Source organism: Candidatus Oscillochloris fontis (assembly GCF_004138135.1).
GTDB classification, from domain to species: Bacteria; Chloroflexota; Chloroflexia; order Chloroflexales; family Chloroflexaceae; genus Oscillochloris; species Oscillochloris fontis.
This window is the reverse complement of record NZ_RYFD01000033.1, coordinates 1-22105: the sequence shown is the minus strand read 5'-3', so window position 1 is coordinate 22105 and position 22105 is coordinate 1. Positions and strand designations below refer to the sequence as shown.

At 60.7% G+C, this 22105-nt stretch carries 18 protein-coding genes; 8 read left to right on the top strand and 10 right to left on the bottom strand.

The features are described from left to right. Positions 1-9 precede the first annotated feature (9 nt). Complete coding sequence (locus tag EKD03_RS12755) at positions 10-2976, bottom strand: response regulator (protein WP_129631289.1); 2967 nt, start codon at positions 2974-2976, stop codon at positions 10-12. Positions 2977-3232: 256 nt separating this feature from the next. Further along, complete coding sequence (gene serB / locus EKD03_RS12750) at positions 3233-4456, bottom strand: phosphoserine phosphatase SerB (protein ID WP_129631286.1); 1224 nt, start codon at positions 4454-4456, stop codon at positions 3233-3235. Between the two features lie 142 nt (positions 4457-4598). Between serB and EKD03_RS12745 the strand changes: the two genes are divergently transcribed. Both EKD03_RS12745 and EKD03_RS12740 read left to right on the top strand, forming a co-directional pair. Next, positions 4599-5360 (top strand): HipA family kinase, encoded by a 762-nt coding sequence (locus EKD03_RS12745; protein ID WP_129631283.1) that lies wholly within the window; start codon positions 4599-4601, stop codon positions 5358-5360. Next, entirely contained in the window at positions 5338-5721 is a 384-nt protein-coding gene (locus EKD03_RS12740) for a DUF3037 domain-containing protein (RefSeq protein ID WP_129631280.1), read from the top strand. The genes EKD03_RS12745 and EKD03_RS12740 overlap by 23 nt, the downstream gene beginning before the upstream one ends. Before the next feature lie 92 nt (positions 5722-5813). On the opposite strand, the gene EKD03_RS12735 is transcribed toward EKD03_RS12740, so the two are convergent. The 5 genes from EKD03_RS12735 to hpf form a co-directional block, all read right to left on the bottom strand. Further along, positions 5814-6176 (bottom strand): roadblock/LC7 domain-containing protein, encoded by a 363-nt coding sequence (locus EKD03_RS12735; protein ID WP_129631278.1) that lies wholly within the window; start codon positions 6174-6176, stop codon positions 5814-5816. A gap of 17 nt (positions 6177-6193) precedes the next feature. Next, on the bottom strand, positions 6194-6805 hold the full coding sequence (recR, locus tag EKD03_RS12730; protein WP_129631275.1) for a recombination mediator RecR: 612 nt from the start codon (positions 6803-6805) through the stop codon (positions 6194-6196). Positions 6806-6863: 58 nt separating this feature from the next. Then, positions 6864-7175 (bottom strand): YbaB/EbfC family nucleoid-associated protein, encoded by a 312-nt coding sequence (locus tag EKD03_RS12725; RefSeq protein WP_129631273.1) that lies wholly within the window; start codon positions 7173-7175, stop codon positions 6864-6866. Positions 7176-7244: 69 nt separating this feature from the next. After that, positions 7245-8957: a DNA polymerase III subunit gamma/tau gene (gene dnaX / locus EKD03_RS12720; protein WP_129631271.1), complete on the bottom strand. Its 1713-nt coding sequence runs from the start codon at positions 8955-8957 to the stop codon at positions 7245-7247. 126 nt (positions 8958-9083) lie between these two features. Next, entirely contained in the window at positions 9084-9668 is a 585-nt protein-coding gene (gene hpf, locus EKD03_RS12715) for a ribosome hibernation-promoting factor, HPF/YfiA family (protein ID WP_129631269.1), read from the bottom strand. 731 nt (positions 9669-10399) lie between these two features. On the opposite strand from hpf, the gene EKD03_RS12710 reads away from it, so the two are divergent. Next, positions 10400-12934, top strand: coding sequence for a transglycosylase domain-containing protein (locus tag EKD03_RS12710; RefSeq protein ID WP_129631267.1), 2535 nt, complete (start codon positions 10400-10402; stop codon positions 12932-12934). Between the two features lie 47 nt (positions 12935-12981). On the opposite strand, the gene EKD03_RS12705 is transcribed toward EKD03_RS12710, so the two are convergent. Then, on the bottom strand, positions 12982-13854 hold the full coding sequence (locus tag EKD03_RS12705) for a tetratricopeptide repeat protein (protein ID WP_129631265.1): 873 nt from the start codon (positions 13852-13854) through the stop codon (positions 12982-12984). 357 nt (positions 13855-14211) lie between these two features. Between EKD03_RS12705 and EKD03_RS12700 the strand changes: the two genes are divergently transcribed. The 4 genes from EKD03_RS12700 (at position 14212) to EKD03_RS12685 (ending at position 18834) form a co-directional block, all read left to right on the top strand. Continuing rightward, positions 14212-14832 (top strand): PspC domain-containing protein, encoded by a 621-nt coding sequence (locus EKD03_RS12700; protein ID WP_129631263.1) that lies wholly within the window; start codon positions 14212-14214, stop codon positions 14830-14832. An 87-nt stretch (positions 14833-14919) separates the two neighbouring features. Continuing rightward, on the top strand, positions 14920-16776 hold the full coding sequence (locus EKD03_RS12695; RefSeq protein WP_129631261.1) for a beta-barrel domain-containing protein: 1857 nt from the start codon (positions 14920-14922) through the stop codon (positions 16774-16776). After that, positions 16773-17534, top strand: a complete 762-nt coding sequence (locus EKD03_RS12690) for an ABC transporter ATP-binding protein (RefSeq protein ID WP_129631258.1) — start codon at positions 16773-16775, stop codon at positions 17532-17534. Before EKD03_RS12695 ends, EKD03_RS12690 begins: the two co-directional genes overlap by 4 nt. Beyond that, complete coding sequence (locus EKD03_RS12685; protein ID WP_129631255.1) at positions 17515-18834, top strand: ABC transporter permease; 1320 nt, start codon at positions 17515-17517, stop codon at positions 18832-18834. The genes EKD03_RS12690 and EKD03_RS12685 overlap by 20 nt, the downstream gene beginning before the upstream one ends. Positions 18835-18963: 129 nt before the next feature. Here EKD03_RS12685 and EKD03_RS12680 read toward each other — a convergent pair whose 3' ends face one another. Next, the gene (locus EKD03_RS12680; RefSeq protein WP_129631252.1) at positions 18964-19428 is read right to left on the bottom strand and encodes a YcxB family protein; all 465 of its coding nucleotides are present in this window, start codon (positions 19426-19428) and stop codon (positions 18964-18966) included. A 411-nt stretch (positions 19429-19839) separates the two neighbouring features. Here EKD03_RS12680 and EKD03_RS12675 point away from each other — a divergent pair, with 411 nt between their 5' ends. After that, positions 19840-20811, top strand: a complete 972-nt coding sequence (locus EKD03_RS12675; protein ID WP_129631249.1) for a pyridoxal-phosphate dependent enzyme — start codon at positions 19840-19842, stop codon at positions 20809-20811. Here the strand turns inward: EKD03_RS12675 and EKD03_RS12670 are convergent. Further along, positions 20808-21950 (bottom strand): glycosyltransferase family 4 protein, encoded by a 1143-nt coding sequence (locus EKD03_RS12670; RefSeq protein ID WP_238613512.1) that lies wholly within the window; start codon positions 21948-21950, stop codon positions 20808-20810. The genes EKD03_RS12675 and EKD03_RS12670 overlap by 4 nt on opposite strands. Positions 21951-22105 lie beyond the last annotated feature (155 nt).

The following is a 22105-nucleotide window of genomic DNA, read 5'->3' as shown; positions in this document are numbered from 1 at the left end:
AGGCGTACCTCATGGACGGGAACCCTCATCATGATTGATCTGCACCAATGAGCGCGCACAGCGCACCAGATCATCACCACGGAAGGCCCCTTTATGTAAAACCTGCTCAACCGAGCGGCTTAGATGATCCTGTTCAGCAACCGTCAAATCCTTCGCCGTCACCACCAGAATCGGGAGGCTTTCCCCTCCTGGGCGCTCACGGAGCGCGGCGATCAGGCTAATCCCATCCATACCCGGTAACATGAGATCAACAATCGCTAAATTGGGCTGTTGTTGGTCAAAGAGGTTCAGGGCAGTTGGCCCATCACCAGCAACCCTGACCTGCCAGCCATGCTGTTCCAGGGTTCGTTGCAGATATTCACGTAATTCGGCATCATCCTCAACGAGGAGCACATGCATGGGGGATGTTGAGGGGTTGAGGAGGGTACGCATCTCCTGGGCTAATCGTAACATATCTACTGGTTTGTGTAACACCCCAGCGGCTCCCAACACCAAGCCATGATCCGCGTTGGGGTCAATACTCTGCATCAGCACTGGGATGTTGGTCGTTTCGGGATTGGCCTTCAACTGACGCAAGACATCCCAGCCATCAAGTTCGGGCAGCAACACATCAAGAATGATCAGATCGGGCAGGAGCGCAGTTGCCAACTCCAAGCCCTCCGCGCCACTCGTTGCCGTCTCGAAGTGCAAGCCGGGGTGCGCCAGCACACGCGGCACCAGATCGAGCACCGCCGGATCATCGTCAATCACGAGGATGATCCGGGTTTGCAGGGTTCTATCCTCAGTTATCGCCTCACTCGTGCGGCGCGAATCCGTTATTTGCGCTGGCGCTTCACTCTCCGCCAGTTCCATGGTACGCGGCAGACTCAGCGTAAAGGTCGAACCCGCACCTAAAGCACTCTCCAGCGTAATATCGCCACCCAACAAGCGCGCCAAACGACGGCTAAGCGCCAGACCCAAGCCCGTACCACCATATCTGCGGGTAGTCGAGGCATCGGCCTGCACAAAATCGCGGAAGAGGTGTTGGGCTTGGTTCGGATGGATACCGATGCCCGTATCACGCACCTCAAAATGCACCCGTGCCGCGTCATCAAAGACCCGCAGCGTAATCTGACCGTGGTCGGTGAATTTCCCCGCATTACTCAACAGATTGAGCAGGATCTGGCGCACATGCACCTCGTCCGTCACCATAAGGCCAGCAGCGTCCACACCCTGCACCGTCAACTGATTACCATTGCGGGCAATCAGCGGCTGCACACTATCCACTACCGTTTGGATGAGCTTATCGAGATGCACCGGAGCGGAATGCACATGCATCTGACCGGCCTCGATCTTGGAGAGATCGAGCACATCATTGATGATCGCCAACAGATGCGCCCCGGCCACTTGGATGCGGCGCAGATCGTGCATGACTTCATCGTTGGCGATGGGAGTGAGGGCGCGATTGAGCAACTCGGCATAACCGATGATCGAGGTCAGTGGCGTGCGCAGTTCGTGGCTCATGGTGGCCAAGAACTGGCTCTTGGCGCGGTTCGCCGAATCGGCGGCCTCTTTGGCCTCACGCAGGGTACGTTCCACCTCTTTCCGTTCGGTGATATTGCGCACGATCAGTTCGGTCGCCACGGTATCATCATCAAGGAAGGAGAGCGCCAGCAATTCGGCCTCGATCACACTCCCATCGGCGCGGGTAATGCGTTGCTCCTTCAGAATCGGAGTCCCATCGGGTTGGGGCAGCACCGCCGCCAGTGCGGGTTCGAGCGCTTGCCCGACCTGCACCTCGGCACCAAGCAATTGATGCCCCGCACTGTTGATGTAGCGAATCTGCTGGCCATCATGCACAATGATCGCATCGGGGGTCAGTTCGATCAATTGGCGATAGCGACGCTCATTCTCGGCGATCCGGCGCTGAGCCTGGGCCAAGCGCCCCAGCATCTGGTTGATCGTGGTGGCTAAATGCCCAAGCTCATCACGGCCAACCAGCATCACCTGGCTCCCGACTTGGTTGGCCTCAATCGCAGCGACCTGATTACTCAACGAGATGATACGCGCCAACACGGTGCGTTCGAGCATTGCAAAGATCAAGGCACCAAAGATCAGGCCAACGAGTAGCAGGGCCAGCGTATACTGGCCGGTAGCTTGGCGACCCAGTAGCGACACCTCACGTGGCAGATCGAGCGAAAGCAGCACCTTCGGCTCGCCCCACAGATCACGGATACCACTGACACCCCTAATCTGCTGGTCATCAAGTGGGATGACCGCAACCGCAGCACCCGCATTGATCTGGTTCAATGCCTGCTGCAACGTCGGAGCCAGATTGGGATCATCACTACGGGTGATCACCATCGGCAAGCGCGTCACCTCGCTCAGTCGCTCAATCTCGTGGGCATCCAAGCGCCGCCCCATGATCAAGGTACCGGCGGCGGGGCCTTGGATCTCATTGGTGAGGATGGGGCGTGCCGCGATCAGCCAGGGGCCATCGCGCAAGAGCACCAATCCAGAGCGCTCACGCTCCACATTCCCAGCGTAATCGTGCTGCAACAAGATCGCCATGGGGCCAGTAAAATCTTGCAGTTCGGTGGGGACGGCGATCTCTGTTTCAGTGATCAGATCAAAGGCGCGTGCATGCACCACTTCACCAGCAGGATTGATAATGGCCATCAATGAGATATTGAGGCCAATAAAGACACTATCGTTTAGGTTTTCTCCAATATATTCGTCATTCGGTGCTTCGACAAATGCATAGGTGTTGTCCCAAAACGCATAATCGCGGGTACTACGACTCAGGTTAAATACACTATTATCAATAGCATTTATTGCTTGTTCTACACGTATGAATGTGGTACGTTCTTCAAGTTCGACAAAGCTCTCCCCAATGATACGCTCGGCCAGAAAGAGCAGGCCAGCCACCAACGCGACCAACATGGCCAGCATGGCGAGGAGCGTGCGTACACGTAGGGAGCGCAGATTGATTGTCATAATTGTGGCGATAGCATGATTATGTGACGGGAAGTGTAGGGAACTATAGCATAGTGGGGGAACAATGGCTATACCAGATAGGGATGCGGTCAGGGCCACGTCATTATTCCCTTGCCGGGTTGCCGTGGGGCTGAAGCCCCCGGCTAGGTAATGCAAAGCCCACCTACGCGGGCTTGTCCAAGCCCGCGTAGGGGCGAAGCATCGCCCGCCATGTGGTAGGGGCACCCGAACAAGGTTGGCGAGCGATGCTTCGCCCCTACCCTTCCGGATACACCCATTCGCGCTCACGAATACCGATCAGAAAGAGTAAGCCATCGAGGCCCATGTCAGAGATGGCGCTGCTGGCCTGTTGGCGCACCACAGGTTTGGCATGAAAGGCCACGCCCAAACCCGCAATACTGAGCATCGGCAGATCATTGGCCCCATCGCCAACCGCAATCGTCTGCTCAAGGTGCAAGCCCTCGGCGGCGGCAATCTCGCGCAGCAGCGCCGCCTTGCGCGGCCCATCAATAATCTCCCCCAGCACCCGCCCGGTCAGTTGCCCATCAATGATCTCCAACTGATTGGCGTGCATGTAATCAAAGCCAAGTTGTTGCTGCAAACGCCGCCCGAAATAGTCGAAGCCACCAGAGATAATCCCGATCTTATAGCCCAGCCGCTTGAGCGTACTGGCCACCAGTTCGGCCCCGTCGGTTAGGCGCAGGCGCGCCGCCACTGTCTCCAGAGTCGTTGCGGGCAACCCGGCCAGCAGCGCGACCCGCCGGGTGAGGCTCTGGCAAAAATCGAGTTCGCCGCGCATCGCCGCCGACGTGATCGCCGCGACCTCCGCGCCAACCCCGGCCTCCTTGGCCAACTCGTCAATCACCTCGGCCTGGATCAAGGTCGAGTCCATATCGAAGACCACCAGGCGCCGATTGCGGCGGTAGATGTCATCGGCGTGGAAGGAGATGTCCACCCCGATTTCCAGCGAGAGCGGCAATAACTGGCGACGCATGGCGGCTTCATCGGCGAGATGTCCACTGACCGTCATCTGCACACAGGCTTTGGGTAGCCGCACCGGGTTGCGGAGCGAGGAGCGTCCGGTTAAGCGGGTGATCACATCAATATTCAGGTGGTTGGCAGCACAGACCGCCGCCACCCGCGAGATCTGGGCCGCGCTCAGGTTGCGCCCCAAGAGCGTGATCACATGGCGCGACTTGCCCTGTTCATGCACCCACGCCTCGTAGTCTTCGAGGGTCGTGGGGCGAAAACGCACCTCAATCCCCATCTCATGGCCGGTAAAGAGGAGATCCTTGATCATGGAAGAGACATGTTGGGGGGCCGGGATCTCCACCAACAAGCCCAGCGAGATATAATCATGGATGACCGCCTGCCCGATGTCGAGGACATTCAGATCGTGCTCGGCCAGTACGCCGGTGATGCGCGTCAGCAGCCCAGGGCGGTCTTTGCCGGTGATATTGATCAGGATGATTTCAGACATAGTATCTCGTTCCTGCACAGGAATACGTGACGGGTTCAGCCCTCTGAGTATACCTGAGATCCAGCAGGGACGAAGCGCGATCCATCCATCTCGGCATGCTATACTGCGCTGCGAGACTCTACATATTCAGACAGGTATTCCCATGATCCGCACCGTAACCGCTACCCGCTACGTGCGCCCGCTGCGCGAAGGCGGCTCGCTCCCGGCCATCATCGAGGCCGATGATGACGGGATGTATGTCCTCAAATTTCGCGGCGCAGCCCAAGGCCCCAAGGCGCTGATCGCCGAACTAATCGGCGGGCTGATCGGGCGTGCCCTGGGTCTGCCGGTACCTGAGTTGGTGCTGGTGGATTTTGATGGGGCGCTGGGGCGGAACGAACCCCACGCTGAGATTCAGGAGTTGGTGGTGCGTAGTGCGGGACTCAATCTGGCGCTCGACTACCTGCCGGGGTCGTTCAACTTCGATCCGCTAAATACCGCCCAGGTCGCCCCCGACGTAGCCGCGCAGATTGTCTGGTTTGATGCCTACATCACCAATGTGGATCGCACGCCGCGCAACCCCAACATGCTGCTCTGGCACCGCAAACTCTGGCTGATTGACCACGGGGCGGCGCTCTATACCCACCACAGCGGGGCCGATTGGCATACCCGTGCGACGGGGCGTTTCGCGCCCATCCGTGACCACATCCTGCTCGCCGGGGCCGGTGATCTTTTTGCTGCCGATGCCGCACTCGCCCCACTGATCACGCCGGAGTTGATCGCCACGATTATCGCCGCCATCCCTGATACTTGGTTGGAGGCTGCAAGTGACCGCGCCGCGTATGGCGCGTACCTCACCCAGCGCATTGAAGCCCCGCGACTCTTTGTTGAGGAGGCGGCCCATGCTCGCACGCAGCGCCTATGAGTACACCCTCATCCGCGCCGTCCCCCGCGTCGAGCGCGATGAGTTCATCAATGTTGGGGTGGTGCTCTTCTGCCGCGAGCGCCGCTTTTTGGCTTCCCGTCTCATCTTCGAGCCGACCCGACTAGCGGCACTGGCGCCCAATCTGGATCTCGAAACCCTGCACACGCAGCTCGAACACATCCCGATCATCTGCGCCGGAGGGCGAGCAGCAGGCCCAATTGGCGAACTCCCCGCTCACGAACGCTTCCGCTGGCTGAGTGCCCCCCGCAGCGCCGTCATCCAACCCTCGGAAGTGCATGTCGGCCTCTGTGATGACCCTGGTGTTGCACTGGAGCGGCTGGCTACCAGTATTACGCCGTAGGGGCGAAGCATCGCCCGCCAACCTCGTTCGGGTTCCCCTGATCCATGGCGGGCGATGCTTCGCCCTTACGGGATGAAGTGTGAACAGTTCCCCTACAATTCCTTCTTAATCCGACTCACCATATGCCGCACCGCAAAGCGCGCATTGCCCAAACTCGCATCGGGGTCAACCCCCATCAAAGCATAGTAACCAGGCGTAATCGCACTAGTCAAGTAGGTCACATCCTCCGTCTCCAGCATCAGATCGAGCAATTGGCCCGATCCAATCCGCTCGGAAGCGGCCGCTGCGGCTGCGGCGAGGTTACTCAGTTCCAGATCCGCCAACTCCAAATCCAAGTGATCATCACTCTCGGTGAAGACCATCTCCACCCCTAGTCCGTCGGTACTGATTACGCCGGCAAAGAGCGCGCCCGATGTCGTACTGATCGCCTCATTGATAATCTCGTTTAGGCTCATAGGAATGATTCCTTGGTCTATAGCTCACGCCGACCGTGTATGGCGGATCCAAGCGTCTCCGGGTCGGCCCATTCCAGATCACCACCCGTCGGCAAGCCGCGTGCCGGACGGGTCACCCGCACACCGAGGGGAACCAGATCGCGCAGCAGGAGAAAGGCAGTCGCCTCGCCTTCGGTGTTGGGGTTCATCGCCAAGACGACCTCATCAACAGGTTCGCTACGCACACGGGCTAAGAGTTCATCAATCTTCAGATGTTCACGGTAGATCCCCTCTAAGGGAGCAATATGGCCGTGCAAGACATGGTAGAGGCCGCGATAGGCAGCGGTGCGTTCGATGGCCAGCACATCAAGGGGTTCCTCAACCACACAGATCTTACTCTGATCGCGGTTGGTATCCTGGCAGATCGGGCAGAGCGCAGCCACCGTAATATTGAAGCAGCGGCTACAAAAATGCACCTGCTCCTTCATCGCGAGGAGCGCCTGGGCTAATGCTTGCACCTGGCCCTCTTCGGCGCGTAACAAGAAGAAGGTGAGTCGCGAGGCGGTCTTGGGACCGATCCCCGGCAACTTACTCAGTTCCTCGATCAGCCGGGCGACCGGCTCAACGATAATGGCGCTCTCTGGACGCATACGTCTTACCCGTAGGCAGCTTCCGAGAAGCTGTTAGCTTCCCGGAAGCTCTGTATTATTAAAACAGCCCCGGAATCCCCTTCATACCACCCGTCAGCGGGCCAAGCCGCTTTTCGGCCATCTCTTGAGCCTTCTTCGAGGCGTCATTAAACGCTGCCATCAACATATCCTGAAGCAGCTCCACGTCATCAGGATCAATCGCATCGGGCGAAATGCTGATGGCCTTGAGTTCGCGGTGCCCGTTCATCTTGACTGTGATCGCGCCACCACCAGCGCTGCCCTCAACCTCTGCAACGGCAAGTTCTTCCTGGATCTGCTGCATCTGGCGCTGCATCTGCTGGGCCATCTGTTGTAGTTGACGTGGGTTCATGGAATCGCTCCTTGCGCTATCTAGCCGAATTTGGATAGCTTACCACAAAGCAAGATATTTCGACAAGGTTTACGCATCTTCTTCCTCAATATCAACGATATGGGCATCAAAAATGTTAAGGGCAAACCGCACATGTTCGTCATTACGGGCATGCCGGATCTGGCCGCGAATATCGCGCGCTTCGGCTTTGGTTTCGATAGTGCAACGGATGGCAAACGTGCCACCCAACTGTTTGTTGATCACCTGCTCGACCAGTTTGGTATTTGAGGCGCGTTCGAGATTATCTTTATGGAATGATGAGGTGGCCAACAGAACGATGGTGTTACCTTCAACATCAATCGGGCGGATGCTGTTGAGGAGTGCCTGCACAGTGGGGCTATGCGGGCGAACATTACGCTTGATCGTGTCCCATTCGGCCTCGATGCGCTCCAAGAGGCTCAGTTCGGCATTGGCGGCCTGGAACTCCTCTGGACTGGCGCTTAGTCCACGCGATGCGCGTGGGGACGGTGCAAAATCATCGAGATCGACGGGTCTAAGCATCGGAGCCACTACGACATCTGGGGGGGGCGGTTGCGCTGGTGCCACCACTGGCACACCGGCCTCTGGGTGCCACGCTAACACACCGGCCTCTGAGCGCCGCACTGGCTCTGTGCGTTTGGAGGCAGTGCGCGGGGCCACGCTCACCTCTGGGCGCTTGGGAGCCACCAGCGCCTCGACTACGGCCAACTCCAACGGCAAGTGGCCATAGGGGGTCGTGCGCAACTGATAGTCCAGCCCACTCAGCAGTTTGATCCACTCGACCAGATCGCCGGTATCAGCGTGTTGCGCCCACACCTCTAGGTTGCGCAGTTCGTCCTCGCCCACATCGAGCAGCGAACGATCATTGGTAGCGCGAAAGAGCAGCAGCGTGCGCAAGCGCTCAACGACATCGCGGGTGAACTGGCGCACATCGGCACCCTGCTCGGCGACCCCATTCACGGCGCGCAGGGCGGCACCGACATCTGCATTGAGCAGCGCCTCGATCAGCGCACTCACCTCGGCAGCGGCGGTCATGCCCAAGAGGCTATGCACCTGTTCGAGTGTGATCGCGCCCTGCCCAAACGAGGCGAGTTGCTCCAACACGCCCAACGCATCGCGCATACTGCCGGTAGCGGCGCGCGCAATCGCCTCGGCAACCCCCGCCTCCAGGCGCAGCCCCTCGGCGCTGGCGATCTGGTGCAGGTGGCTACTGGTGGCCGCGATGCCGTGGCGGGTGAAGGTGAAGCGCTGGCAGCGCGAGAGGATCGTTGCAGGAACCTTATGCACCTCGGTGGTGGCCAGAATAAAGATCGCGTGGTCGGGTGGCTCCTCCAACGTCTTCAGCAGCGCATTGAAGGCCGCCGTGGAGAGCATGTGGGTCTCGTCAATAATATAGACCTTCGAGCGCATCTCCGCCGGGCGGAACTGCACCCGCTCGATAATCTCACGCGCATCCTCGACCGACGTATGCGAAGCGGCATCCATCTCGATCACATCCACCGCACGCCCCTCGGCAATCGCCACACACGCCGCACACTGGCCACAGGGCCGTGCGGCGGGGTTGGGGTCAGTACAGTTGACCGCCTTCGCCAACAGGCGCGCCATCGTTGTCTTGCCCACCCCACGCGGGCCGGTGAAGAGATAGGCATGCGCCACCCGCTCCTCAATGATCGCATTGCGCAGCGTCTGGACGACATGTTCTTGGCCGATCAGTTCGGCAAAGGTTTGTGAACGCCATTTGCGGTAGAGCGATTGGGATGCCATGGATGCCTCTTTCCTGGGGAGCCTGAGGCTGTATTATACCCGACCCATAAGAGCGGGTGTATTCGACAAATCTATGGGGGTGGGCGACACAGTCGCCCACCCCCATAGATACTAGAGAGAACCGACCTAGACCGGATCAGGAACGAGTATTCCATAGTTCCCATCGCGGCGACGGTAGAGGACACTCATCCGCTCATTCTCAGCGTCATGGAAGACAAAGAAGCTGTGACCGAGCAACTCCATCTGCTCGATGGCATCATCAACGAACATCGGGCGCAAGGTGAGCTGCTTAGTGCGGATGATCTCAATATCGTGGCTCTCGTGCTCCTCAACCGGTGGTGGCTCTTCAACCGCCACAGCCGGCATATCAACCACGGCCAGCTTGTCAGGCTGCCGACGCTGGCGTTCACGCCGCCAATATTTCTCCTTATAGCGCTGAATTTGTCGCTGGAGTACGCTCTGTACTTCGTCAATCGCGCCGTAGAGATCCGAGGCTTGCTCTTCAGCGCGCAGAATGACCCCACGGTCGCCGGTGAGAGTGACTTGAACGCGATGTACCTCACCCGCTTGACGTTGCTGTTCGGTGCGTATTTCCACCGTCACGCTGGTGATCTGATCCATGTAGCGCCCAAGTTTGCCGAGCTTTTCTTCGATGTGTTGCCGCTGACGCTCGGTGATCTTTCCATTACGGCTTTTGACGGTGAGATCCATTACGGTCCTCCATCCGGGTAAAGGGGCGTTACACACGATAACCGTCGCCCCAGAGCGGTCACTGAGTATGCAAAGCCCCTAAACACGCACTGTGTCTAGGGGCTCTGCGTACTATCACAAAGCTCCGCGATCTGAAGTGTGGTAGCGATTAGGGTTATCCATCGCTTCTCACTTCTCCTCGCGCTGCGCCACCACGTCGTGACGCGAGAAGATAAATCATCGAACCTTGGTTAAATTGTACTATGCACCTAGGTGGGATGCAAGAGAGAAAACCGCAACCTCAGGGTATGCCACCAAATCGCGCACATGCAACATCTCACGCCCCGCCCCGGCGGGTTCATGGGGGCGAAGCATCGCCCCAGCGCCCTCTGGGAGGATCGTCTGTTGTCGGTGGGGGCGATGCTTCGCCCCTACGGGCATCACGCGGGATGCCACCGGGTATCCCGCCCCGCCCCGGCGGGCACTTCGCCCCATGAACCCGCAGGCGATGCTTCGCCCCGGCGGGTTCATGGGGGCGAAGCATCGCCCCAGCGCCCCCTGGGAGGATCGTCCGTTGTCGGTGGGGGCGATGCTTCGCCCCTACGGGCATCACGCGGGATGCCACCGGGTATCCCGCCCCACCCCGGCGGGCACTTCGCCCCCATGAACCCCCACCTCCGTGATGCACCCGCAGGCGATGCTTCGCCCCTACATCTTCATACCCACAAAGTTCGTTATGCTATAATCCCCATGTGCGCCAGCGTCCCTCACCTCCCCATTTTATCCGCCGCCCGCAACCACGTCGGGAGGGCACCTTCCGTCAACGTTACCCGCTGCTTGCTTTTTTGGGTCGCCTCGTGCTGGCCTTGCTCAAGCTGAGTCTCTTGGCCGCACTCGCGCTGGTCGCTTTTGGAGCCTGGCTCTACCACCACTATGGCAGCGATCTGCCCAATCCTGATCAGATCAGTGAGTATCGTAACTTCGAGACCACCCGTATCTATGCGCGGGATGGGACGACGTTGCTCTATGAGTTGGTTGGCCCCGATGCGGGGCGGCGCACGCCGGTGCCCTTCGAGCAGATTCCGCTGATTTTGCGCCAAGCGACGGTGGCGGTAGAGGATGCGGGGTTTTATGAGAATCCCGGTGTCGATCTGCGCGGGATTGTGCGTGCAGCATGGCAGAATTATCAGAGTGGCGAGATTGTCAGCGGGGCGAGTACGATCACGCAGCAGTTGGTACGCACGATCCTGCTCGATCCGAGCGAACGGAGCGAGCGTAGCTACGAGCGTAAACTGCGCGAGGCGATTCTAGCCTATCGGGTGAGCCGTGAGTATAGTAAAGACCAGATCCTCACGATCTATCTGAATGAGGTCTACTATGGTGCCCAAGCCTATGGGGTCGAGGCCGCCGCGCAAGCCTACTTCAACAAACATGTCGGGGAACTGAGCGCTGCCGAGGCAACCCTGATCGCGGGCTTGCCCCAGTCGCCAACCACCTACAACCCGTTTGAGAATATGGAGGCCGCCAAGGCGCGCCAACGGGTCACGCTCAATCTGATGGTGGAGGCGGGCTATCTCAGCGCGGCTCAGGCTGAAGAGATCGCTGCGACCCCGATCACGCTCAACCCGCCCCAGACCAACCTGCTTGCCCCGCACTTCGCCTTCTATGTGCGCGACATTCTTGAGCAACGCTATGGCCCCGATCTGCTCTACCGCGCTGGCCTGCGTGTTGTGACGAGCCTCGATCTCACCTGGCAGACCACCGCACAACAGGTGGCCCAGCAACGTGTCGCCGAACTGCGCGAGCGGAATGTCTCGAACGCCGGGGTGGTCATTCTTACCCCCGACGGCCAGATTCTGGCGATGGTGGGCAGTGTGGATTACAGCGCCCCCGATGGGCAGGTCAATGTGACGCTGGCGCGCCGTCAGCCCGGTTCGGCGCTCAAGCCGTTTGTGTATGCGCTGGCGCTTCAGCGCGGCTGGACCCCGGCGACGGTGATCTGGGATACGCCCAGTGAGTGGCGGATGCCCGACGGGGTGCTCTATGCGCCGCGTAATTATGATGACACGTTCCACGGCCCGCTCAGCCTGCGGATGAGTCTGGCCAATTCGCTCAATATTCCCGCTGTGAAGGCGTTGGAGTTTGTGGGCGTGGGTAACTTCATTGAACTGATGAGTCGCCTCGGCGTTACGACCTTTGATGACCCTAGCCGGTATGGGCTGGCGATGGCGTTGGGTAGTAACGAGGTACGCCTGCTCGAACTGACCGGAGCCTACAATGGGCTGCGCAACGCTGGCCACGCCACCCCACCAGTAGCGATCCTCAACGTCACCAATAGCCGGGGGGCGGTGCTTGAACGCTGGACGCCCCAGCGCGGCCCGGCGCTGCTTGGCCCTTCGAGCGAGGCGATTGCCTACCTGATCTCGCACATTCTCAGCGATAATCAGGCGCGCTGGTTCATGTTCGGGCGCAATAATGTCCTCGAACTCCCCGACATGATCGTCGCCGCGAAGACCGGCACCAGCAACGATTGGCGCGACTCGTGGGCGTTGGGCTATACCAGCGAGGTGACGATGGGGGTGTGGGTGGGCAATAACGATGGCTCACCGATGACCGAAGTGGCCGGCTCGAATGGTGCCGGGTTCATTTGGCGCGATCTGATGCTCGCCTACCACCAGCAACGCCCGACGCATCCCTTCAGCCGTCCACCGAGCATCGAGGAGGTTCTGATCTGTGGCGATACGGGCGGGCGGGCGGGCGAGGCGTGCCCACGTCCGATCAGCGAACTGTTTGTGGCCGGAACTGCCCCCACGACGGTGGATGTGGTCTACCAGATGGTGCGCGTGGGTGGCGACGGGACGTGCCTAGCGCAGCCCTACACCCCAACGGATCAGGTGCGTGAGGTGCAGTATGCGATCTACCCGCCGGAGTTCCGCGAATGGGCGGCGCGGAATGTGCCGCAACCGCCCACCAAGCCCTGCCCACCACCACTCGACCCGACCCAAGCCGTGGCGCTGCTCAACCCCATCGGGGATGCTGGACGGGTGCGGGGCAGCCAGATCTTCATCAGTGGGACAGCGCGTGGCCCCTTTAGCGTAGAGTACGGGGCAGGCAGCAACCCGGAGGTATGGAAACCGATCAGCCAAGGGGCCACCCCAGTAGAGAACGGCCTGTTGGGGGTCTGGTCGCTGGGCGGATTGCCACCCGGCCCCTACAGCATCCGCCTGCGCGTCATTGGCCCCAGCGGAGCCACGGTGAGTGCGCAGCAGATGGTGCAGGTGGAGTAGCGCGAGGCGTTCTGCTCTCCCCCTGAGGCCCATCGGGCCAGACGATTCTACAACCGAGCGGCGCGCCACGCGGCGGCGGCATATGGCCCACGCGGATCAATCTGCTCGCTGGCGCGGAAATGGTCGCGGGCGGCATCGGGTTGGCCACTCATGCGCAGGATCTCGCCGATCTGGAAGTGGAGTTCGGCCCGCTGCGGGGTGGGGCTGGCTGGGAGCAATGTTTCGGCATGTTCTAGCATGTGCCGGGCTTCGCTCATATGCCCCTGGTGCAACAAGACCCGCGCTAAGGCACAGCGCAATGCGGCTTCGTCGGCGGGGGTGGCCGGGTGGGCGAGGCCATGGCGCAGGTAGGATTCGATCAGGATCGGGTTGTTGCGTAACGCCTCGGAGGCGCTGGCGTGGTGCAGATAGGCCGGGGCGTAGCGCGGGTCGAGCCGTAGCGCGAGGCTGGCCGCTTCGAGTGCGGCTTGGGGTTGCTCGTCTTCTAAGAGTGCCGCGCTCAACGCCACATACAGCCCAGCTTGCAACGGATAGTAGCGTACCGCTTGGCGCAGTGCGCTGATCGCTGCACTCGGCTTGCCCATGCCCAAATAGATACTGCCCAAGAGTGCGTGCGCATCTGCCGAGAGCGGGTAGAGGCGTAAGGCGATCTGCGCCAGTTGCAAGCCGCGCTGATAGTGGGCTGCATCAACGGCGCGGCGGGCGAGGGCGAGGAGGCCAATCCGCAACAAAAACCAGAACATCAGCATAATGCCGAGGAATGCCAGCAAGGGGTTTGGCCCGTAGAGGCTATGCATGCAGAGCAGCGTAACAAAGAGGATTGCCTCAGGAACGAGGAGCAGTTGCCGCCCGATCCAGGCGAGTCCGTTGGCTGGCCACGATGCACCCGGTGTGGCTGAGGAGTCAGTCTGGCTGGCCATAAAGAGGATCTCCTAGATACTCGCGATGATAATCTTCTTGATACAACTATTCTAGATCGTACTTGTGACATCTACTGTCACAATATCTGTTAACACAAATGCAACATTCAGGAATGTGTGACCGTCGAATGCACAGAACGAACGGGCCATGTTGATCGCCGTTACCATGCCAACAGGGCTACGCCCCAAACCTTCATGTTTAATATCTTTTGGCGGCTTCGTCGCCAAAAGATATTAAACAACGATCTTCAGGGGCGGCGAAGCCGCCACATAATCCCAACCATGGGGATTGGGGCGCAGCCCCAATCACATTGACATGGCCCAAGGAATCCAAGCAGAGTTCCAAGGAGAAGAACCATGCAACCCCGATTGACCCGTAGTGCAACTGAGACGATGATCGCCGGTGTCTGTGGCGGTCTGGCTGAATACTTCAATATTGATCCGGTGATTGTGCGGCTGATCTTTGTCCTCGTGACACTGACGAGCGGGATTGGCCTGCCGGTCTATCTGCTGCTCTGGATTGTGATGCCGCGCCCCAATGCAACCACCACATCACACACATTCCAACAAGGGGTTGAGCAGTTTAGCCGCGAAGCATCGCGCTTTGGCCAGGAGGTAAGTCAGGAGGCGGCGCGAATTGGGCGTGAGGTGCTGCGGCAAGGCGGCCAGAGTCAGGGCCATGCGCGCAGTGGTGTGGCAACCCAAGCGCCATTGCCGCCCGATTACCGCTTCGATCCCGTCACTGGCCAGCCGATTAACCCGGAGCGCTCCGCAACGGGTGAGACGGTCAACCTGAACATGTCCACCCCCTACAATCCGATGCCCCAGCAGCCCACCCGCAACTGGCGCACACTGGGCATGATCCTGATCGGCATCGGTGGGCTGATCTTCCTTGAGCAGGTCGGCTTGGATATGAGCTTGATCTTCCCGGCGCTGTTGATCTTTGCGGGGTTCTTCTTGCTGCGACGCAAGCGCTAAGTACCCCAGATCTTCGCAAAAACTAAACATCTGCGCAGTACCCTCCTTAGGTAGGCGACCGCTAACGCCTACCAAGGAGGTTTTGTTATGAGTGTCTCTTCTCCACCCGTCGAACAACGGGTTGTTGGTCGTTTGGGGCGCCATAAGGCACGGCGACGTTTCTCGCCCTGGCTCCTTCTTCCGCTTGTGCTGTTACTCGGTGCAGGTTTTTGGCTCTGGCGCAGTATGAGTACCCCCGCCACCCCGGCGGTGACGATCACTACCGCGACAGCTACGACTGGAACGCTCAGCCTGAGTGTTTCGGGGAGTGGTACGGTGCAGCCCATCCAGACGCGCAACCTCACCTTTGCGGTGGCGGGGACGGTGAGTGAGGTGCTGGTGCAGGTAGGGGATACGGTTGTGCAAGGGCAGCCGCTCGCCCGCCTGGACACGCAGGATTTGCAGATGGCGTTGCTTCAGGCGGAGGCGAATCTGAAGTCGGCGCAGGCCAATGTCGCAGCGGCACAGGGTGAAGGGGCCACCGCCAATGAGGTGGCGCTGGCCCAGGTGCAACTGACGAGTGCCCAGGCTTCGTATGAGAAGACCCGCACGGGTGATGTGACCGCAGCGGAGGTGGCGGCAGCACAGGCGCAGGTGGCGAGCGCCCAGGCGCAACTCGATGATCTCTTGGATGGGCCGAGTAGCACTGATCTGGCCAATGCGCAGAGTAGCGTTGAGCAGGCCCGTTTGAGCCTCGAATCGCAACGCATCAGCCTCTCGGCGGCCAAGACCAAGGCCGAGAGTGGGTTGACGACGGCGGCGAATACGCTGCGCGATGCCCAGGAGAGTTACAGTACGATCTACTGGAACAACCGTGAGCAGGAGCGTGCGCGTGGCGAACTGACCCAGAGCGCCAAGGATGATGAGGCGGCGGCGCTGCGGGCGGTTGAGAATGCGCAGGAGAATCTGCGCCAAGCTGAGTTGGCCTATGAGCAGGCGCAACAGGCCGAGACGATTGGGATTCAGCAGGCCGAGGCCAATCTGAGTGATGCCGAGCAGCAGTTGGCCGAGGTGCAAAATGGGGTAACCGCGAGTGAGATTGCGAGTGCGCGGGCTTCCTTGGCCTCGGCTAAGTCCAACTTGGCCAATCTGCAACACCCGGCTAGTGCCCAGGATCTGGCTATGGCGCGGGCGAGTTTGGAACAGGCGCGACTCAACCTGGAGAACCTGAGTAGCCCCGGCTCGGCGAGTACACTGGCCAGTGCCGAGGCGAATCTGGCCCAGGCCCAGGTGGCCTACGCGCAGGCCAAACTGGATCTCGCGAACGCCAGCCTGACCGCGCCCTTCGCCGGGGTGGTGGCCGAGGTTGCCGCTGATCCCGGTGATGCGGCCTCGGCGGCCACGATCACCCTGATTGATGCCAGTGCGTTTGTGATTGACCTCAGCCTAAGTGAGAGCGACATTGGTACGGTTGCAGTGGGGCAGCCGGTGACGCTCAGCTTCGATGCCCTGAGCGATCTCAGCCTTACCGGCGAGGTGCAAAGTGTCGCCCCGGTTGCGACTGTTACCTCGAATGTGGCCACCTATACCGTGCGGGTCAGTTTCCGTGCTGCTGATGCGCCGATTAAGGCCGGGATGAGCGCCACGGGTGACATCCAGACGGTGGAGCATCGCGATGTGCTGCTCGTACCTACCCGCGCCATTCAGACGGTGAATGATACCAAGGTGGTGCGTGTGCAGCAGAGTGGCCAGCCACCACGGGTGGTGCAGGTGCAGACCGGGTTGAGTAGTGATGGGATGACCGAGATTGTTGGTTGTGCTGAAGGCGAGGCGACATGCCTCCAGGCGGGCGATACGGTGCTGATCGTCAGTTCGAGCAGCAGCAGTAGTAGCACAACCCGGCAGAGCAGCCTCTTTAGTGGTGGCATGGGTGGCCCGCCGCCCGATGGCGGAGGCCGCCCATGAACGCGATGATCACGGTTCAGGATCTGTGCCGCACCTACATGATGGGCGAGTTTGAAGTCCACGCGCTGCGTGGGGTCAGTTTCCAGATCCAGCGCGGTGAGTTTGTGGCGATCATGGGGCCGTCGGGGTCGGGGAAATCAACCCTGATGAACCTGATCGGTTGCCTCGATACGCCCACGGCGGGGCGCTACGACCTGGATGGGTTGCCGGTGGAACGGCTCGATCCGGCGCTCTTGGCGGCGGTGCGCAATCGCAAGATCGGCTTTGTCTTTCAGCAGTTCCACCTGTTGGCACGCAGCAGTGCCTTGGAGAATGTGGCGCTGCCGCTGGCCTACCGGGGCGGCATCGCAGCCCATGAGCGGCTCGACCGCGCCGCCGCCGCGCTCGAACGGGTCGGGTTGGGCGACCGCATGCACCACCGCCCACAGGAACTTTCGGGTGGCCAGCAGCAGCGCGTGGCGATTGCGCGCGCCCTCGTCAGCGACCCGGCGTTGCTCTTGGCCGACGAGCCAACCGGGGCGCTGGATACCCGCACGAGCCAGGAGATTATGCAACTCTTCAGCGACCTCAACCACTCCGGCATGACGGTGCTGATCGTGACCCACGAACCCGACGTGGCGCACCAGACGCGGCGGCTCTTGGAGATCCGCGACGGTGCGTTGGTGCGCGATCATCCCACACCTAGCCTCGGCACTGAGCCGAGCCAGCAGCGCCGCTCTGTCGGCAAGCGGAGGTACTATGCAGCCCGCAGCCATTGAGATTGCGCCCAGTGATGCCGAGTTGGAGACCGAGATTGACACTCTGCTCAGCGACGGCATCAGTTGGGGTGAGACGCTAGGTTTTGCGCTGGCGACGCTGCGTGCCAACCCCATGCGGACGCTGCTCACCACGTTGGGGGTGCTGATCGGCGTGGCGGCGGTAGTGGCGCTACTCGCCATCGGGCGCGGCTCACAAGAATCGATCACCGCCTCGATCACCGCCAACGGGGCCAACCTGCTCACCATCCGCGCCGGAGCCGCCAGCAGCGCGGGGGTACGCGGCGCGATTGGCGAGGGGGCCAGCCTCACCATGGCCGATGCCGACGCCTTAGCCGACACGAGCCACAACCCGGCCATCGCCCTGGTTTCACCCGAATATAGCGGCAACGCCCAACTCGTGGCGAGCAGCGCCAACATGAGCGCCCGTGTCACCGGAGCCACCGAGGTCTACGCCGAGGTTCACAACAACACACTGGCGGAGGGCGAATTCATCAGCGCCGCCGATGTGAGTGCGACCGCCAAGGTGATCGTGCTGGGGGCCAATGTAGCCGAAAGCCTCTTTGCGGAGGGCGGGGCGATTGGCCAACACGTGCGGGTCAACGGCAGCCAATACCGCGTCATCGGAGTGTTGGCGAGCAGTGGCGGCACCGGGTTTGGATCGGTGGATGACGGGGTGATCGTCCCGCTGAGCACCGCCCAGCGCAGCCTCTTCGGGGCGCGGGCCGTCGGGGGCAGTTGGAGCGTCTCGACCATCGTGGTGCAAGCGGGCAGCGCCGAGGAGGTTGATGCGGCCCAGTCGCAGATCGAGAGCACCATGCGCGAGGAGCATGATCTTGCATTTGATGGCAGTGACGATGACTTCAGCGTGATCAACCAACAAGAGATCCTCGAAACAGTGACCTCGACCACCCAGATGCTCACCTTCTTCCTGGCGGCGATTGCGGGGATCTCGCTCCTTGTTGGAGGAATCGGGATCATGAACATCATGCTCGTCTCGGTACGCGAACGCACCCGCGAGATCGGGCTACGCAAAGCGCTCGGTGCCCGCGAGCAGGACATCCTACTCCAATTCCTGTGTGAGTCGCTGGCACTCAGCGGGGTGGGGGGGATAGTCGGGTTGCTGATCGGCTCCGGGATCGCCCTTGCCGTCAGCATGACCGGACTCATGACCGCCGTTCTAAGTTGGGATGTGGCGCTGTTAGCCTTTGGCTTTGCCCTAGCAGTCGGCCTCTTCTTTGGCATCGCCCCGGCGCGTAGCGCGGCCCGCCTCGATCCGATTGTGGCGTTGCGGTATGAATAACGTCGCCATGCAATATGGTGTGGAGACGCAAGATATTGCGTCTCTACTACGCCATATCTTGCGTCTCTACGCCATATCTTGCGTCTCTACGCAATATCTTGCGTCTCTACTACGCCATATCTTGCGTCTCTACACCGGAATTTTTTGTTTCAAAAAACCCTCAATTGCCGATTCGCGCCCCTTAGTCACATCCTCCAATGGAATAGCGATCACCGCTCCGGCATTCAAATAGAGGACATAACAGCCCACCACCTTGCGCCACTCACGAAAATCGTCCCATGCCACCTCACTCGCCCCTTGGATGGTGCGCAACTTGAGCGCATGGTCGCCAAACTCATAGCGCGTGGGCAGAAAGTAGGGCTGATCGGCGCGCCGACTCCCAACAATGGCATTCACGAGGCCCAAAACCAAGTAGATGACGAAGGGAATCCAGGCTACCAGCAACACCAAATAACTGACTGTCATCGTATAGGCTAGGGCGCTCAAGCCGGCAGCAGTAAGTGCATAGAAGTAGAAACTGGTGCGCTGGATATGACGCAGGAGCGAGACACGAAAAAAATGGCCCGGTTGCAGGTGCGCCTCGATAACGATCATGAGATGACTCCTCAGGGTGTGGCGGTACAGATGCCCATTATACCCAAAGTTCTTGGGGCAGCGCCCCAAACCCTCTTTTTTCTCTGATTTTGGCGGCTTCGCCGCCAAAATCAGAGAAAAAAGCTCTTCGGGGGAGGCTTCGCCTCCTCCGAACCCCAGCAGGGCATGGGCAAAGTCCTTGGGGCTGAACCCCAAGCCTCATTTTTTGTGGTGTTTTGGCGGCTTCGCCGCCAAAACACCACAAAAAAATTCTGCGGGGGCGGCGCAACCGCCCCCGCACCCCCACCGGAGGTGACTTTGCACATGCCCTGCGAACCCCAGCCGGAGGCATGCTCTAACCAGCGCGATATGCTATTATCTTGTGTAGGAGAAAAAGCACAACCATCTACCCACCCCTATGAGGAAACGACTATGCGCGAAACCCAAGCGATCTGCATGGAGGATGTTCGCCGGGCGGCGGCACGGCTACATGGCGTAGCCCACCGTACCCCAATCTATACCAGCCGCACCCTAAATGCACTCGCCGGGCGCGAAGTCTACCTCAAGTGTGAGAATTTCCAGCGCGGTGGTGCCTTCAAATTTCGCGGGGCGTATAACGCAATTAGCCAACTCAGTCCGCTCCAGCGCAGCGCGGGCGTGGTGGCGTTCAGCAGTGGCAACCACGCCCAGGGCGTGGCCCTCGCCGCACAACTCCTCGGCGTTCCTTCGCTGATCTGTATGCCTGACGATGCCCCACCGGTGAAGATCGTCGCGACCCGTGGCTACGGGGCTGAGGTGCTGACCTACCCGCGCCAAACCACCGACCGCGAGGCGTTTGCGCGTGATGCGGCCTTCGAGCGTGCTATGACGCTCATCCCGCCTTATGATCATCCCGATATTATCGCTGGTCAGGGCACTGCTGCACTCGAACTGCTCGATCAGGTACCCGATCTCGATAGCCTGGTAGCCCCGGTCGGTGGGGGTGGGTTGCTCGCGGGCTGTGCCGTGGCGGCCCACGCCATCAACCCCAACCTGCGTATCTTTGCCGTCGAGACAGAGGGTGCCGACGATCTGCGTCAGTCCCTCGCGCAGGGTCATCGGGTCACTGTACCACCTCCCTCCACTATCGCCGACGGTATTCGCACCCCAACCACCGGCAAACTCACCTTCCCGATCCTCAAGCGCCATCTCGAACAAGCGTTGGTGGTGAGCGATACCGCCGTCCTCGATACGCTGCGCATCCTCCTCCTGCGCCTCAAGATGGTCGTCGAGCCAACCGGTGCCGTCGGCCTTGCCGCCGTCTTGGGCAGTATGCTGCCCAGCGACTGTCAGCGCGTGGGGGTGGTGATCAGTGGCGGCAACCTCGATCCGAGCCTGATGGCGCTGCTGTGGGGGCAGGGCTAGAGCATCTCCCCTAGCACGCGCTCCAACTCGCGGCAGTGCTGCTGCCACGAATAGTGCGCCACCACCCGCTCGCGAGCGCGTTGGCCCATCGCCTGCGCAGCGGCGCGGTCGGCAACCACCCGCGCTATCGCGGCAGCCAGGGCGTCCACATCCCCCTCTGGGTAGAGTGCGCCCTCTTGCCCCTCGCGGATGATCGTGTCCAGGGGCGGGATCGCGGCGGTGACGACCGGCAGCCCCGCCGCCATGTACTCGTAGATCTTCAGCGGCGACCAGAAGAATCCGGCGCTACGCAGCGCTGGGTGCGGGGCGGTGTTGAAGGGTGCGATGCCCAGATCGGCGCGGGCGAGTTCGCTGGGGATCTGGGTGTAGGGGATGGCTCCGCTGAAGTGGAAACGCTCGCGGTGCGGTGCGGCCAGTTCTTCGGCTGCGCCGCGCTCCGGCCCGTCACCGATCAGGGTCATACGCAGATCGTGGCCTGCGTCGAGCAGGCGTAACACTGCCCGCACCCCGTCGGTGACGCCATGCCATGCGCGGAAGCTGCCCATAAAGACGATGTTGGGCGCACCGTTCTGGGGCGGGCGGGCAGTGGGATCGAAGCGATCTACGTCGGCTCCCCAGGGCATCTCGATGATCTTGCTGCGGGCGATGCGTGCCGGAACGGTGGTGTGGAGTGGGGTGACAATGCGCGCTGCCCAGTCGCATTGGCGTTCGGCGTAGCGCCGCATCGGGCCGCCCAGCCGGTCATCGAGGCGGCGCTTGCGCACGGCGGGTGGATCCACCATCAGCGCGTTGACTTCGAGGAGACTGGGGATGCCCAGCCACCGGGCGGCCAGCATCCCGGCCCCGGCAAAGTTGTAGTAGCGCTCGATGATCGCGTCCGGGCGCAAGCGGCGCGCCAGACCGAGCACAAACGGCGTGTCGGCCAGGCTGAGCGCCTTGGGCGTGCGGCGCTGGTAGAGCGTAAAGCCATCGAGTTGGCGCGGTTGGCGCACTGGCCCCGCCGCCACCAAGTGTACCGCGTGGCCCAACCGGGCGAGGCCACGTGCAACTTCGTAGGCGTGGGTGCTGCCACCGAGCGCGCCGGGGACGGGAATGCCGGACGCAATATAGAGTAGGCGCATGGTTTTGTGGCGGTTCACAGTTTTCCTAGCATCGTAACAGTTCACACTTCTCCTAGCTTCCAGGTTTTGACGCCAAGACGCAGAGGCGCAAAGCCTGCAACAAAACCTTTGCGTCCTTGCGCCTTTGCGTCAACACGAGGTTTCTTTTACCCCAAGTGTGAACAGTTACCTAG

Bases quoted from the DNA above. Each gene is read 5' to 3' on its own strand.
- EKD03_RS12755 (WP_129631289.1), bottom strand. From the start codon at position 2,976: ATGACAATCAATCTGCGCTCCCTACGTGTACGCACGCTCCTCGCCATG.
- serB (WP_129631286.1), bottom strand. From the start codon at position 4,456: ATGTCTGAAATCATCCTGATCAATATCACCGGCAAAGACCGCCCTGGG.
- EKD03_RS12745 (WP_129631283.1), top strand. From the start codon at position 4,599: ATGATCCGCACCGTAACCGCTACCCGCTACGTGCGCCCGCTGCGCGAA.
- EKD03_RS12740 (WP_129631280.1), top strand. From the start codon at position 5,338: ATGCTCGCACGCAGCGCCTATGAGTACACCCTCATCCGCGCCGTCCCC.
- EKD03_RS12735 (WP_129631278.1), bottom strand. From the start codon at position 6,176: ATGAGCCTAAACGAGATTATCAATGAGGCGATCAGTACGACATCGGGC.
- recR (WP_129631275.1), bottom strand. From the start codon at position 6,805: ATGCGTCCAGAGAGCGCCATTATCGTTGAGCCGGTCGCCCGGCTGATC.
- EKD03_RS12725 (WP_129631273.1), bottom strand. From the start codon at position 7,175: ATGAACCCACGTCAACTACAACAGATGGCCCAGCAGATGCAGCGCCAG.
- dnaX (WP_129631271.1), bottom strand. From the start codon at position 8,957: ATGGCATCCCAATCGCTCTACCGCAAATGGCGTTCACAAACCTTTGCC.
- hpf (WP_129631269.1), bottom strand. From the start codon at position 9,668: ATGGATCTCACCGTCAAAAGCCGTAATGGAAAGATCACCGAGCGTCAG.
- EKD03_RS12705 (WP_129631265.1), bottom strand. From the start codon at position 13,854: ATGGCCAGCCAGACTGACTCCTCAGCCACACCGGGTGCATCGTGGCCA.
- EKD03_RS12700 (WP_129631263.1), top strand. From the start codon at position 14,212: ATGCAACCCCGATTGACCCGTAGTGCAACTGAGACGATGATCGCCGGT.
- EKD03_RS12695 (WP_129631261.1), top strand. From the start codon at position 14,920: ATGAGTGTCTCTTCTCCACCCGTCGAACAACGGGTTGTTGGTCGTTTG.
- EKD03_RS12690 (WP_129631258.1), top strand. From the start codon at position 16,773: ATGAACGCGATGATCACGGTTCAGGATCTGTGCCGCACCTACATGATG.
- EKD03_RS12685 (WP_129631255.1), top strand. From the start codon at position 17,515: ATGCAGCCCGCAGCCATTGAGATTGCGCCCAGTGATGCCGAGTTGGAG.
- EKD03_RS12680 (WP_129631252.1), bottom strand. From the start codon at position 19,428: ATGATCGTTATCGAGGCGCACCTGCAACCGGGCCATTTTTTTCGTGTC.
- EKD03_RS12675 (WP_129631249.1), top strand. From the start codon at position 19,840: ATGCGCGAAACCCAAGCGATCTGCATGGAGGATGTTCGCCGGGCGGCG.